At 45.5% G+C, this 13,349-nt stretch carries 12 protein-coding genes; 10 read left to right on the top strand and 2 right to left on the bottom strand.

The window, feature by feature from the left end; translation table 11 throughout:
* Positions 1 to 31: 31 nt before the first annotated feature.
* Positions 32 to 1,471: a spinster family MFS transporter gene (locus ACWM1W_RS03105; RefSeq protein ID WP_375725905.1), complete on the bottom strand. Its 1,440-nt coding sequence runs from the start codon at positions 1,469 to 1,471 to the stop codon at positions 32 to 34.
* A gap of 205 nt (positions 1,472 to 1,676) precedes the next feature.
* The gene (paaZ, locus tag ACWM1W_RS03110; RefSeq protein ID WP_375725906.1) at positions 1,677 to 3,788 is read right to left on the bottom strand and encodes a phenylacetic acid degradation bifunctional protein PaaZ; all 2,112 of its coding nucleotides are present in this window, start codon (positions 3,786 to 3,788) and stop codon (positions 1,677 to 1,679) included.
* A gap of 262 nt (positions 3,789 to 4,050) precedes the next feature.
* Between paaZ and paaA the strand changes: the two genes are divergently transcribed.
* The 10 genes from paaA (at position 4,051) to ACWM1W_RS03160 (ending at position 13,240) form a co-directional block, all read left to right on the top strand.
* Positions 4,051 to 4,995: a 1,2-phenylacetyl-CoA epoxidase subunit PaaA gene (gene paaA, locus ACWM1W_RS03115; protein ID WP_375725907.1), complete on the top strand. Its 945-nt coding sequence runs from the start codon at positions 4,051 to 4,053 to the stop codon at positions 4,993 to 4,995.
* 28 nt (positions 4,996 to 5,023) lie between these two features.
* Positions 5,024 to 5,311 carry a 1,2-phenylacetyl-CoA epoxidase subunit PaaB gene (gene paaB, locus ACWM1W_RS03120; RefSeq protein WP_005234219.1) on the top strand — a complete coding sequence of 96 codons (288 nt, stop codon included), beginning with the start codon at positions 5,024 to 5,026 and terminating at the stop codon, positions 5,309 to 5,311.
* Positions 5,312 to 5,327: 16 nt separating this feature from the next.
* Positions 5,328 to 6,083, top strand: coding sequence for a 1,2-phenylacetyl-CoA epoxidase subunit PaaC (gene paaC, locus ACWM1W_RS03125; protein ID WP_375725908.1), 756 nt, complete (start codon positions 5,328 to 5,330; stop codon positions 6,081 to 6,083).
* Positions 6,084 to 6,111: 28 nt separating this feature from the next.
* Positions 6,112 to 6,612 carry a 1,2-phenylacetyl-CoA epoxidase subunit PaaD gene (gene paaD, locus ACWM1W_RS03130; protein WP_034170633.1) on the top strand — a complete coding sequence of 167 codons (501 nt, stop codon included), beginning with the start codon at positions 6,112 to 6,114 and terminating at the stop codon, positions 6,610 to 6,612.
* A 65-nt stretch (positions 6,613 to 6,677) separates the two neighbouring features.
* Positions 6,678 to 7,736 carry a 1,2-phenylacetyl-CoA epoxidase subunit PaaE gene (gene paaE, locus ACWM1W_RS03135; protein ID WP_375725909.1) on the top strand — a complete coding sequence of 353 codons (1,059 nt, stop codon included), beginning with the start codon at positions 6,678 to 6,680 and terminating at the stop codon, positions 7,734 to 7,736.
* A 64-nt stretch (positions 7,737 to 7,800) separates the two neighbouring features.
* Complete coding sequence (gene paaG / locus ACWM1W_RS03140; RefSeq protein ID WP_034170635.1) at positions 7,801 to 8,592, top strand: 2-(1,2-epoxy-1,2-dihydrophenyl)acetyl-CoA isomerase PaaG; 792 nt, start codon at positions 7,801 to 7,803, stop codon at positions 8,590 to 8,592.
* 442 nt (positions 8,593 to 9,034) lie between these two features.
* The gene (gene pcaF, locus ACWM1W_RS03145) at positions 9,035 to 10,246 is read left to right on the top strand and encodes a 3-oxoadipyl-CoA thiolase (protein ID WP_034170636.1); all 1,212 of its coding nucleotides are present in this window, start codon (positions 9,035 to 9,037) and stop codon (positions 10,244 to 10,246) included.
* A gap of 58 nt (positions 10,247 to 10,304) precedes the next feature.
* Positions 10,305 to 11,597, top strand: coding sequence for a phenylacetate--CoA ligase PaaK (gene paaK, locus ACWM1W_RS03150; RefSeq protein WP_034170637.1), 1,293 nt, complete (start codon positions 10,305 to 10,307; stop codon positions 11,595 to 11,597).
* A gap of 60 nt (positions 11,598 to 11,657) precedes the next feature.
* A complete protein-coding gene (gene paaX, locus ACWM1W_RS03155) occupies positions 11,658 to 12,599 on the top strand; it encodes a phenylacetic acid degradation operon negative regulatory protein PaaX (protein WP_375725910.1) in 942 nt (313 codons plus the stop codon).
* A 41-nt stretch (positions 12,600 to 12,640) separates the two neighbouring features.
* The gene (locus ACWM1W_RS03160; protein ID WP_034170639.1) at positions 12,641 to 13,240 is read left to right on the top strand and encodes a carbonic anhydrase; all 600 of its coding nucleotides are present in this window, start codon (positions 12,641 to 12,643) and stop codon (positions 13,238 to 13,240) included.
* The last annotated feature ends 109 nt before the right edge of the window (positions 13,241 to 13,349 follow it).

Genomic DNA, 13,349 nt, shown 5'->3' on the forward strand with positions numbered 1-13,349 from the left:
TGGATTTAAATCCTAAAAATCTAAGATTGTCTTAATCGACCAGTTTTTCGACTTTCATACTTTCACGATAATACTGACAGCCTTTATACAGCAGGAATACACCAATTAGGCCGGCTATCGCATTGACGATAGAAATCGAATTACCCACCATTAAGGTATTTTCATAATAACGGTCAGTAATCAGCGCCACCGCAGTTGTACCCACACCGAGTGCAATCAGGTTGGAAATTAGCAGGAATTTTGCTGATACCTGAGAGCGCAACTGGTTCGGTGTCAGCATCTGGGTAGCAGCGGCTGATGCCGGAATCGGGAAGGTGGAGAAGAACATCGCGACAAAGATCAATGCGAATGAAAGCTGCATATTGTTGACCTGAGTAAACAGCACACTTGGAATGATCAGGGCAGCACAGCCAATTGCACCGGCACGGATCGCTGCATCGCTATAGCCACGTTTAGAAAAGAAGTCGATGAGCCAGCCACAGAATAGAGCACCTGAAGTATTTGCGACAAGAATAATACTTCCAAGGATATATCCAGTCTGGCTTGCATCTAGACCAAAGTGACGCATGTAGTAGGCTGGTGCCCAGCCGAGCAGGGAATACAGCATCATGGTGTAGAAAGAGAAGCCAATAAAATGACAGAAGAAAGTTTTTTTATGGGTTTTGATAAAACCAATCGAATTCTTAAAAGATGCTTTAACTGCTACACCATTCACATCCATTTTGAGGCCTTTACGTTCTGGTTCACGTACGGTCAGAATCATCAGTAAGGCCAGTAATACACCCGGTAAACCGACAATCATAAAGGTCAGTTGCCAGGTTTTGATCTCACCAATTACCGGTAAAGTAATGAAGCTGACATCCTTGAGCAGACCAATCACATAACCACCGATTAGGAACGCCAGTCCTGAACCGATAAAAGCGCCAATAGCATATACGCCTAGCGCACGGCCCAGTTTATGTTTAGGAAACAGATCCGCCACGATTGAGTAAAAAGCAGGAGAAAGTGCGGCTTCACCTGCACCGACACTGAGGCGAGCTAGGAACATCTGGATAAAGTTTTTGCTTAGGCCGCAGGCTGCAGTTGCCAGACTCCAGAAAGCGATCCCGACCGAAATAATTTTCACACGGGATTTTTTATCGGCTAGTGCGGCAATTGGTACGCCCATAAATGCATAGAACAGAGAAAAGGCCAGCCCTTGTAACAGGCTGAACTGGGTATCACTCAGCATTAGGTCAGCCTTAATCGGTTCAATCATCAGGGATAAAATCTGACGGTCTACGAAAGACAGAATATAGGCCACCATACAAATAATCACCACATACCATTGGTAGCTGCTACGTTCTGGAGCTGCTGGTGGAATTTCTGTAGCTACCTGTTCAGGGATAGGCGTAGTAATTTTTAGATGAGAATCGAGTGGTTGGACGTCATTGTCAACCTTGTCTATGACCATTGTTTTTTCATTCATCATGCAACATCCTGTGCAAGTTATAGTGATTGGTTTATTTGATACAAATTTAATTATTTTTATTTTTCAAATGTATCAATTAATCTAATCTAGGAGTAATTTGCACAGCCGTCAATATGCCTGGATTAAAAAGATACAATTATTTTTAAATAAATAAAAAAGGGAATCAAATGGATTCCCTTTTGCTTTAAGTATCTGAAAATAGTGCTTAAGCGGCTTTTTCTACTAAGGTCAGAATGTCATAAGTCGCGACCAGTTCATTGCGTTGGTTTTTCACTTTGATGTCCCAGACCACGACACCATGCGGTTTCTGCTCATCACGCAATGGCTTAGGTGTTTTCTGTTTACAGGTCAGTTCTACCTGAATGGTATCACCAATTTTCACTGGTTCCACAAAGCGCAGGTTATCCATACCGTAGTTAGCAATGACAGGACCCGGAGCGGCATCAACAAACAGGCCAGCAGCGGCAGAAACAATGAAGTAACCATGCGCGACGCGTTCACCGAACAGGGATTCTGCAGCCGCAATCTTGTCCATATGTGCATAGAAATAATCACCACTCAAGCCACCAAAGTTGACAATATCAGCTTCAGTAATGGTACGGCGTGCAGTCAGCAGGCGCTCACCGATCCGCAGTTCGTCGAAAGATTTCTTGAATGGATGCACACGGTCTTCAAATACCTCCGCACCCGCGGTCCAGCTATGACCGACCTGAGTCAGCGCATTTGGTGAGCCTTGAATAGCAGTACGCTGCATATAGTGTTTCACTGCACGCAGGCCGCCGAGTTCCTCACCACCGCCAGCACGCCCCGGACCACCATGCACTAACAATGGGAGTGGTGAACCATGACCGGTACTTTCCTTGGCGCTCTCACGGTCCAGAATATGCACACGACCATGCCAAGGCGCGATCTTGCTGAGTAGCTGTTCAATATTTTCATCATGGTTACGCACAATTGAAGCAACCAGACTTCCTTCACCACGAGCTACTAATGTTGCCAGTTGTGACAAGTCACTATACGGCATCAGTGTAACTACTGGGCCAAAGGCTTCGATATTGTGAATCTGCTGGGCCTGAACTGGATCTTTACATAACAGCACTGTTGGTGGATAGAAAGCAGATTTTTCTGGGTGTGCGACCTGGATGCTAAAATCCTGGCGTAGGTGGCTACCCATGATGATTTCAGCTTCCTGTGCCAGTTGTTCTACCTTAGCAGCAACATCATGCTTCTGTTTAACGCTGGCCAGAGCACCCATGGTTACGCCGTCCTGTGCAGGATCACCGATGACTACTTTCTGTAGTTTTTCAGTCAGGCGTTGCTGTACAGTATCGAGTAATGCTGCTGGCACAAAGGCACGACGAATTGCAGTACATTTTTGTCCGGCCTTGGTCGTCATTTCACGGAAGACTTCACGCACAAACAAGTCAATGGTTTCATCGTTGGCTTGCTGGGTCAGGATGGCGCTGTTCACCGAATCGGCTTCCATGCTGAATGGAATGGAGTGGGCATTCAGGTGTGGATGTGCACGTAGTTTCTGCCCGGTAGCAGCCGAGCCTGTGAAGGTTACTGTATCCTGTGCATTCAGGTGATCAAACAGGTTGTAAGTCTGTCCGCAGATCAGCTGCAGAGCACCTTCTGGCAGTAAATTACTGGCTAAAATGTCTTTAACCACTGTATGTGTCAGTTCTGCGCCTTCTGTTGCCGGTTTAACAATACATGGCACACCGGCTAGTAGAGTAGGTGCAATTTTTTCCAGCATGCCCCAGATCGGGAAGTTAAATGCATTGATATGCACTGCTACACCGGCTTTTGGGTTCAGGATATGTTTGGCACCAAAGCTGCCCTGTTTGGATAGGGGAATCCAGGCATCTTCAACCAGTGCAGTTTCATCGCTGAGTTCACGGCGAACCAGACTTGAATAGGCAAACAGGGTGCCGATCCCACCTTCAATATCAATCCAGGCATCTTTACGGGTACAGCCAGTTGCGGCTGCCAGGCGGTAATAATCTTCCTTACGTTCCAGTAAATATTGTGCCACCTGTTTCAGGGCATTGGCACGCTGGTGGAAAGTCCAGTGGGCAATGGCAGCACCTTTCTGTTTGGCATATTGCACTACGTTATGCATGTCGATGCCGTGGCTGCTGACCTGATAAATCGCTTCACCACTAATGGCATGATAGACCGTACGCAAGTCATTTTGTGCGCTATGTTCACCACCTAAAACCAGTGAACTCAATACTTTAACTTTAGTTGAATAATGCGCCTGTGTGTCGTCCTGAAGATCCGTGCTCTGGGTAGTGCTGTCCAGTTCCAACATTGTATAACTCCATTTATGATACGTTGTTGAGTTTATTTTTGCTTTTGATGTTTCATAAATTGCAATCAAAAAGCTTAAATGTCAATCATAATCCGCAAACAAAAAAGTAACTTTCATGTAATTAAAAATCTAAAAATATTAAAAACAATAACTTAGTTTAAAATGCTTTTTAAAAATATATGATACTCAAAAAATAGTATTGATTTTATGTTTGTATCGTTTTAATTTGAGTGTATCAGCACTTGGGATAAGTGAGACAAACATGAATAAGCAACAACAAACATTCGATCAGAAGATAGAGCAGGACATTTCTATTGAAGCGAAGGACTGGATGCCGGATGCCTATAGAAAGACCCTGATCCGCCAGATTGGCCAGCATGGGCATTCAGAAGTGATTGGCATGCTGCCAGAAGGTAACTGGATTACCCGCGCACCGACTTTGAAACGTAAAGCGGTATTGCTGGCTAAAGTGCAAGATGAAGCAGGACATGGCCTGTACCTCTACAGTGCAGCAGAAACGCTTGGTGCAGACCGTGATGACATGATGGAAAAGTTAATTGCTGGCCGCATGAAATATTCATCCATTTTTAACTATCCAACCCTGACCTGGGCAGATGTGGCTGCGATTGGCTGGCTGGTAGATGGGGCGGCAATCGTCAATCAGGTGGCACTGTGTCGTACATCTTATGGTCCTTATGCACGTGCCATGGTGCGTATCTGTAAAGAAGAAAGTTTCCACCAGCGTCAAGGCTTTGAGGCCATGATGCAATTGGCACAAGGTACGCCAGAACAGAAACAGATGGCACAGGATGCAGTGAACCGTTTCTGGTGGCCGGCACTGATGATGTTTGGTCCAAGTGATGGCAATTCTCCAAACAGTGCTCAAAGCATGCAGTGGAAAATCAAATTATTCAGTAATGATGCATTGCGTCAGAAATTCGTCGACAACACCGTACCGCAAGTATTGCAGCTTGGCCTGACTGTGCCGGACCCAGATCTGAAGTTTAATGAAGAAACAGGCCACTATGAATTTGGCGAAGTGAACTGGGATGAGTTCTTTGATGTACTGGCAGGCAAAGGTCCATGTAACCATGAACGTATCGAAGCACGTCGCAAGGCTTGGGAAGAGGGCAAATGGGTGCGTGAATCAGCAGCAATTTATGCCAGCAAGCAACAACAGCAGTCAGATCAACGAAAAATCGCTTAAGGCAACGGAATAGCACAAGGATATGAAAATGAACAAGAATAACTGGTCTTTATACGAAGTATTTATTCGCAGCAAACAGGGTCTGAGCCACCGTCATGTCGGCAGCCTGCGCGCTCCTGATGATGAAATTGCCCTGCAAAATGCCCGTGATGTCTATACCCGCCGCAATGAAGGGATAAGTATCTGGGTAGTGAAATCTGAATTGATTACCTCATCTCAACCAGATGAAAAACCAGAGTTTTTTGATCCTTCGCTGAACAAGGTCTACCGTCATCCGACCTTCTATCACATTCCAGATGGCATCGAGCACATGTAAGGTGGAGGGCAGAGCAATGACGAATCAGGTATTAGCACAATTTTTACTGCATGTTGGCGACAGCCAGCTCATCCTTTCACACCGTCTGGCAGAGTGGTGCGGTCATACACCGGAGCTGGAACTGGATATTGCACTGGCAAATATCGGCTTGGACTTACTGGGTCAGGCACGTACAGCACTGAGTCTTGCCGGTGAAATTGAAGGACTGGGCCGTGATGAAGACAAACTGGCTTATTTCCGTACCGAGCGTGAATACCGCAATTTGCTGTTGAGTGAACAGCCAAATGGTGATTTTGGTCAAACCATCGTGCGTCAGTGGTTGATGGATCATTACCATGCTTTGCTGTTTGCAACAATCAGCAATAGCAGGAATGAAAACATTTCTTCATTCGCCATCAAGTCGCTGAAAGAGGTGAAATACCATTTGCGTTTTTCAACCTCATGGATGGAACGCCTGAGCTTAGGTACTGCAGAAGCACATGAAAAAATCCAGCATGGTCTGAACCAGCTATGGCGTTTTACTGAAGAGCTGTTCAGCCTGACTGCAGATGAACGTCAGCTGGTAGATGCTCACCTGATTCCTGATCTGGAGCTGCTGAAACCGAAATGGCTGGAAACTATATCTGCCGAGCTGCAACGTTTTGAACTCAACCTGCCAGAAAGCGGTGCTTACCGTAATGGCGCTAAGCAGGGACTTCATACCGAACATCTGGGTTATGTATTGGCGGAACTGCAATATATGCAGCGCAGCTATCCAGGCATGAACTGGTAAATCCAACACATCACAGGGAGTGAGTGGCATGAACCTGATCAGACATGTAGAAGACCAATGCTGGGAGGTCCTAGCACAGGTTTCCGATCCGGAAATCCCGGTCCTGTCGGTCCTTGACCTGGGCATGATTCGTGGGGTGGAGATCAACCCGCAGGATGAAATCATCGTCCGATTGACGCCTACTTACAGTGGCTGTCCGGCAACCGATCTGCTTAAGGCGGAAATCACCCAGGCATTTGCAGCACATGAGCTGACGCCGGTCAAAGTCGTGGTTGATCTGTCAGAAGCCTGGACCACCGACTGGATGAGTGAGGAAGGCAAACAGAAACTGCAACAATACGGTATTGCTCCACCCAAAGGTGGTTCAAACAGCTGCGGTACCCATGTCGCACTTAGTGATGGTATCCAGTGTCCACATTGTCATAGCCAGCACACCCGATTACTCAGTGAATTCAGTTCAACCGCTTGCAAGGCGCTGTACAAATGTCAGGAATGCCTGGAGCCGTTTGATTATTTTAAATGTATTTAAGGGCTTAAGCGCACAAGCCATAACAATAAAGCGTGAGATCGCCACAGCTTAAGAAGGATTTTGAAATGAGCCAGTTTATTCCGTTAACCATCAAATCGATTCAGCCTCAGACTGAACAGGCAATTTGCATTGCTTTTGAACTGAGTCCAGAACATGCCGATAGTTTTCAGTATCAGCCGGGCCAACACCTGACCATCCGTCACATGACAGAACAGGAAGAATTGCGCCGTTGCTATTCGATCTGTAGTGATACTGATGAAGACATGAGTATCGCGATCAAGAAAATTGATCAGGGCCAGTTCTCGACCTGGGCGAATGAAAACCTGAAAGTCGGCGATGTACTAGAAGTGATGCCACCACAAGGCGTGTTTTTCCAGAAAGCGGCCAAGGCTGGTGGCAAACACTATCTGGGCTTTGCTGCAGGCAGTGGCATTACGCCAATCCTGTCTATTGTCAAAGCAATTTTGAACCGTCAGAAAGATGCCACTTTTACCTTGGTTTATGGTAACCGTTCCTGGAAACAGACCATGTTCTCTGAACAGATCATGGATCTGAAAGACCGTTTTAAAGAGCGTCTACAGCTGATCAATATTTTCTCGCGAGAATTGAATGACAGCGAGATTTTTAATGGTCGTATTGATGCAGAAAAACTGCAGCAGCTGTTTCAGGCAGGCCTGATTCCAGCAGAAACCGATCACTGTTTTGCCTGTGGTCCTGAAGAAATGATGAATGCGGTCGAAACCGTATTGCCAACCCTCGGGATTGAACGTAGCAAAATTCACACCGAACGCTTTAATACCGGGACTGCACCAAAAGCCTCTACACAGCAGATCGAAAGCCGTACTGAGGAAAAGGTCAACATCGTTCTGGATGGTCGTGAGCTGATCATTGAAGTATCCAAGCAGGATGACAGCATTCTGGATGCGGCTTTACGTGCTGGTGCAGATCTGCCTTATGCCTGCAAGGGCGGGGTATGCGCAACCTGTAAATGTAAGGTGCTGCAAGGTGAAGTGGAAATGGCGATCAACTATAGCTTGGAAGAAGAAGAAATCCAGAAAGGTTATGTGCTGAGCTGCCAGGCGCGTCCAACCACTCAAAATGTTCGTCTCAGTTTCGACGAGTAAAGATTTTAAATTAAGCACCATGCAGATAAATGCATGAACGAAATAGAAACTTAAAAGGTGTGCAATGGATTACCAAACAATTATTGTCGAAGAAAAAAATGCAGTGGGCTATCTGACTTTTAACCGTCCAAAACAGCTCAACAGTTTTAATGAAACCATGCATCAGGAAGTATCTTCTGTCGTAAAACGCTGGGCGCAAGATTCAGCAATTCGCGCTGTGGTAATTTCTGCAGAAGGTCGTGGTTTCTGCGCCGGTCAGGACCTGAACGATCGTGTGGTTGATCCAAATGCTAATGCGCCAGATCTGGGGCTATCGATTGAAAAATACTACAATCCGCTGATTAAACTGATTACTGAAATGCCGAAACCAGTCATCTGTGCTGTAAATGGTGTGGCAGCAGGTGCAGGTGCAAATATCGCATTAGCGTGTGACATCGTAGTAGCTGCCAAATCTGCTTCATTTATTCAGGCTTTCTGCCGTCTTGGTCTGGTGCCAGATTCAGGGGGTACCTGGTTCCTGCCACGTCTGGTTGGCCGTGCCCAAGCGATGGGTCTGGCGATGCTGGGTGACAAAATCTCGGCTGAACGTGCACTGCAACTCGGCATGATCTGGCAGGTAGTTGAAGATGATCAGTTAAAAGCAGAAGCTGAAAAAATGGCTGCACATCTGGCGACTCAGCCGACTTATGGTCTATCTCTGATCAAAAAAGCGATTCATGCCGCCGCAGACAATAATCTGGATGAGCAACTGATTCTAGAGCGCGATCTGCAACGTCTGGCGGGCCGTTCCAGTGATTATCGTGAGGGCGTTCAGGCCTTTATGCAAAAACGAACACCACAATATAAGGGCTGCTAAATCTGCCGGAGATGGATTTGACTCGGCTCAAAGTTGTGCGATTTTTTCCCTTCAGTTATCGCTTAGCAACTTGGTCGAGTTGAATTATTCCTGACAGGTATGAATATGATACCTATTTGGTCTGATGGTTAGCTAGGTCCTATGTTATATGTAGTATTACCCTGATAGTAAATGAAATCTTAAAAAATAGATTTATGCACTATTTTTATAGTCAAGCTATTGATATGTAATTTGTTTTTTATTTTGTTTATTCAGATAAATGATTTGGGTGAGTAAATAGAATTTAATATGACACAAATTTACAAATATTAAAAAATATGTATCGTATTTTTGGTGAAGAGTGATACATCCTGGTATATATTTAATTAATTAGACAGCGCTAGGACAGGCGCAACAAGGATCGCCAACAGACTAAGGGATGGCGAGCTAAGGAACAAGAACGATGGAACATGTTTATATTTTTGACGGTATTCGTACCCCAATTGGTCGTTATGCAGGTGATTTGAGTAGTATTCGTGCCGATGACCTTGCTGCTTTATCGATCCAGTATTTAAAACAGCAGCATCCTAATCTGCCGTGGGCAGAAATCGATGAGGTGATTTTAGGCTGTGCCAATCAGGCCGGTGAAGATAATCGTAATGTCGCGCGTATGGCAGCACTTTTAGCGGGTTTGCCGGAAAGTGTGCCTGCCATTACTGTAAATCGTCTCTGTGCTTCCGGTCTGGATGCTGTCGGTCTGGCAGCACGTGCAATTAAATCGGGTGAAGCGCAATTTGTAGTGGCCGGTGGGGTAGAATCCATGAGCCGTGCACCATTTGTGCAATCCAAGCCCACCACAGCATTTAGCCGTACTCCGGAAATTTATGACACCACCATTGGCTGGCGTTTTATCAATCCAAAATTCAAGGCAGGTTTCGGCGTAGATAGCATGCCGGAAACGGCAGAAAACGTAGCTGAAAAATATCAGATTAATCGTGAAGATCAGGATTTGTTTGCTTATCGCAGCCAGAAAAAAACTGCACAGGCACAGCAGAATGGCATTTTTCAGGCAGAAATCCTGCCAGTAGAAATCAAAGGTGCTAAAGGTTCTACTCAGGTGATTGCTGAAGATGAGCATCCACGTGCTAATACTACCTTAGAAAAATTGGCTTCTTTAAAAGCACCATTTCGCAAGGAAGGTGGTTCGGTAACTGCGGGTAATGCGTCTGGTGTCAATGACGGTGCAGCCTGTGTGCTACTGGGTAATAAATATTTCGCAGAACAATATGGGCTGAAACCGCTAGCACGGGTGGTAGGAATCGCCAGTGCAGGAGTAGAACCACGTTATATGGGTATCGGTCCAGTGCCCGCAGTGCAGAAAGTATTAAAACAGACAAACTTAAGTCTGGAACAGATGGATGTGATCGAACTAAATGAAGCCTTTGCCGCACAGGCGCTTGCAGTGCTACGTGAGCTAGGCCTTCAGGATGATGATTCGCGAGTCAATCCAAACGGTGGTGCTATTGCCCTTGGCCATCCACTCGGAATGAGCGGTACGCGACTAGTGATTACCGCCATGAAAGAATTACAACGTAAGCAAGGAAAATATGCCCTTTGTACCATGTGTGTCGGTGTTGGACAGGGTGTCGCACTGATTCTGGAAAATGTGGCTTAAGGACTGAATCAAAAGAGAAATCATCAGCAGTCAGGATGACTGCAGCAGGAGCAAGAATATGAATAACAAGGCAATGGAACAAATTGAAACCGCTTCAGTAGATGAATTACGTGGCCTGCAATTGGAACGTATGAAAAAAACACTACAGCATGCTTATCAGAACAGTACGGTTTACAAGAAAAAGTTTGATGAAGCCGGTGTCCATCCGGATGATCTGAAATCACTGGACGATCTGGCAAAATTCCCGTTTACCACCAAGCAGGATCTGCGCGAAAACTATCCATTTGGCATGTTTGCTGTGCCTCAGGAGCAGATTGTCCGTGTACATGCTTCTTCAGGGACCACAGGTCAGCCGACTGTAGTCGGTTATACCCAGAATGACATTAACACTTGGTCAGATGTGGTGGCACGCTCGTTACGTGTAGCCGGACTCAGCAATAAGGATACGATTCAGGTGTCTTATGGCTATGGGCTATTTACTGGCGGTCTAGGGGCACATTATGGTGTAGAACGTCTGGGCGCCACCGTAATCCCAATGTCAGGTGGCCAAACTGACAAGCAGGCCCAGCTGATTCATGATTTCAAGCCAACGGCTTTAATGGTCACGCCATCTTACTGTCTGAATATTATTGAGTGTCTAGAGAAAAAATTCGGGACTGCCAAGGATTGTTCGATCAAGACCGGGATCTTTGGTGCAGAGCCATGGACCAATGAAATGCGTCGTGAAATCGAAGAACGACTGGGTATTGATGCGCTAGATATTTATGGCCTTTCTGAAGTCATGGGACCAGGTGTGGCGATGGAATGTCTAGAATCCAAAGATGGTCCAACGATTTGGGAAGATCACTTCTATCCTGAAATTATCCATCCGGAAACTGGTGAAGTATTACCTGACGGTGAGCTGGGAGAGCTGGTATTTACCACCATTACTAAAGAGGGTATGCCGGTAATTCGTTACCGTACTCGTGATCTGACACGCTTATTGCCAGGTACAGCGCGTACCATGCGTCGTATGGACAAGATTGTCGGTCGCAGTGATGACATGATGATTATTCGTGGTGTGAATGTGTTCCCATCACAAATTGAAGAGCAAATCCTGCATATTCCGCAGCTTATTCCAAATTATCAGATTCAGATCTGCAAGCAGGGTCATCTGGATACATTGCATATTCGTACCGAAATGCGTAAAGATAATGCTATAAATATGACACGCCAATTGGCAAATCAGCTGAAAGTACAAATCAAGACCATGGTCGGGATTAGTGTCAGTGTGGAAGTTTTACCGGAAGGTAGCTTGCCACGTTCTGAAGGTAAGGCTCAGCGGGTGTTTGATATCCGAAAGTCCGCTTAAATACGTCCGGATGACAGGCTCAGGTCTGTCATCCGGCTTTGACAAGGTAAATTGAACATAATGAATCCGAAATTAAAACAAGTAATTGATGATTTCATTCAGAATGAGACCCTCAGTGGAACCTCATTGGTAATGACGATTTTTGGTGACAGTATTTATCACCGTGGGGGAGTCATTAGTCTTGCCAGCCTGATTCAGCTGATGGATGTATTTGGCTTCAATGAGCGTTCTGTGCGTACTGCCGTATTCCGTCTGGTACAAAATGGCTGGCTGAGTTCAGAAAAGATTGGCCGCACCAGTTATTACCGGATTACCGAAAGCAGCCGTCAGCGTTTTATTACCGCAGACCAGAAAATTTATAGTTTCCAGCATAATGAATGGGATCAGAAATGGGATCTGGTTCTGCTCAGTTCAGTTGAACTAGAAAATAAACAAACGCTAAAAAAAGAACTGGAATGGTTAGGCTTTGCCAATATCGCGACCAATGTCATGGCCTATCCGGGGTGTGATCAGCAGAAACTGCAAAACCTGTTACTGAATAACAAGATGACCGATCAGGTCGTAGTGTTTCATGCTGAAACTTTACAGCTTTGGCAGGAATCTTATCCAACCATTAAACGCATGGTTGATACTAACTGGCCAATCCCGGAACTGCATCAGCGTTATGAAAAATTTATTAGCGATTTCCGCGAGTTTTTCTATCTGGTGGAAAATGAAGAGGAACTGGATCCAGTACAAGCCTTTCAGATTCGTATCCTGCTGATCCATCAATATCGCCGTATTTTACTGAAAGACCCGAATCTGCCATTTGAACTGTTGCCAACAGACTGGTTGTCACTGATTGCGCGCAACCTGAGTACCAATCTATATCAGGCAGTATTTGCAGCAGGAGATGAGTTTTTCCTGGAGACTGCCCGGACAGCGGAAGGTTTTATGCCACCTGCACATCCACAATTTTATAAACGTTTTGGTGGCTTAAAGCAGCCGGAATTGACTTTTTAATATTTAAAAGATCATGAACCTAGTAGCTCAAGGAGGAGTCTATGCCATGTTATGCGATTGATGGGGTTATTCCTGTCGTCAGCCCTAAAGCTTATGTCCATCCTACGGCTGTGCTGATCGGTGATGTGATCATTGAAGCCGGAGTTTATATTGGTCCGTTCGCTTCGTTGCGTGCCGATTTTGGCCGGATTCATATCCAGAAAAATGCCAATGTACAGGATTCCTGTACCATTCATGGATTTCCGGACAGTGTGACCTTGGTTGAAGAATATGGCCATGTTGGTCATGGTGCCATTCTGCATGGCTGCGTGGTACGAAAAAATGCCTTGATCGGTATGAACAGTGTAATTCTGGATGAGGCCGAAATCGGGGAGAATGTCATTGTTGGGGCCAACAGTACAGTTAAGGCTAAATTCAAAGTGCCAGCAAATAATCTGGTACTTGGCAGTCCGGCAAAAGTCATCCGTCCTTTAGAAGAAAAAGAAATTGCCTGGAAAAGCCATGGCACCGAGCAATATATCCAGCTCACTACACGTTGCCTGAATACCATGCAGGAAGTAGAAGCTTTAACCGAAAATTCCGCAGAGCGACGTAGTTATCAGAACTTTAAAGCGGATTATCAAATCAAGCAAAATAGTTAAACTAGCTGATTTTTAAAAAATTTAGATAATTAAAATACGCTAATTTTTTAGTTTTAAACTTATTGGAAATGAAACCAAATTACTATTGTCGCCTTTCCGGATCGAGTTA

Source organism: Acinetobacter sp. TW_SC_4, from assembly GCF_054861205.1.

Excerpts from the sequence above, each read along its gene's own strand:
- ACWM1W_RS03105 (WP_375725905.1), bottom strand. The coding sequence starts at position 1,471 with ATGATGAATGAAAAAACAATGGTCATAGACAAGGTTGACAATGACGTC.
- paaK (WP_034170637.1), top strand. The coding sequence starts at position 10,305 with ATGAATAACAAGGCAATGGAACAAATTGAAACCGCTTCAGTAGATGAA.
- pcaF (WP_034170636.1), top strand. The coding sequence starts at position 9,035 with ATGGAACATGTTTATATTTTTGACGGTATTCGTACCCCAATTGGTCGT.
- paaA (WP_375725907.1), top strand. The coding sequence starts at position 4,051 with ATGAATAAGCAACAACAAACATTCGATCAGAAGATAGAGCAGGACATT.
- paaG (WP_034170635.1), top strand. The coding sequence starts at position 7,801 with ATGGATTACCAAACAATTATTGTCGAAGAAAAAAATGCAGTGGGCTAT.
- paaD (WP_034170633.1), top strand. The coding sequence starts at position 6,112 with ATGAACCTGATCAGACATGTAGAAGACCAATGCTGGGAGGTCCTAGCA.
- paaE (WP_375725909.1), top strand. The coding sequence starts at position 6,678 with ATGAGCCAGTTTATTCCGTTAACCATCAAATCGATTCAGCCTCAGACT.
- paaB (WP_005234219.1), top strand. The coding sequence starts at position 5,024 with ATGAACAAGAATAACTGGTCTTTATACGAAGTATTTATTCGCAGCAAA.
- paaX (WP_375725910.1), top strand. The coding sequence starts at position 11,658 with ATGAATCCGAAATTAAAACAAGTAATTGATGATTTCATTCAGAATGAG.
- paaC (WP_375725908.1), top strand. The coding sequence starts at position 5,328 with ATGACGAATCAGGTATTAGCACAATTTTTACTGCATGTTGGCGACAGC.
- ACWM1W_RS03160 (WP_034170639.1), top strand. The coding sequence starts at position 12,641 with ATGCCATGTTATGCGATTGATGGGGTTATTCCTGTCGTCAGCCCTAAA.
- paaZ (WP_375725906.1), bottom strand. The coding sequence starts at position 3,788 with ATGTTGGAACTGGACAGCACTACCCAGAGCACGGATCTTCAGGACGAC.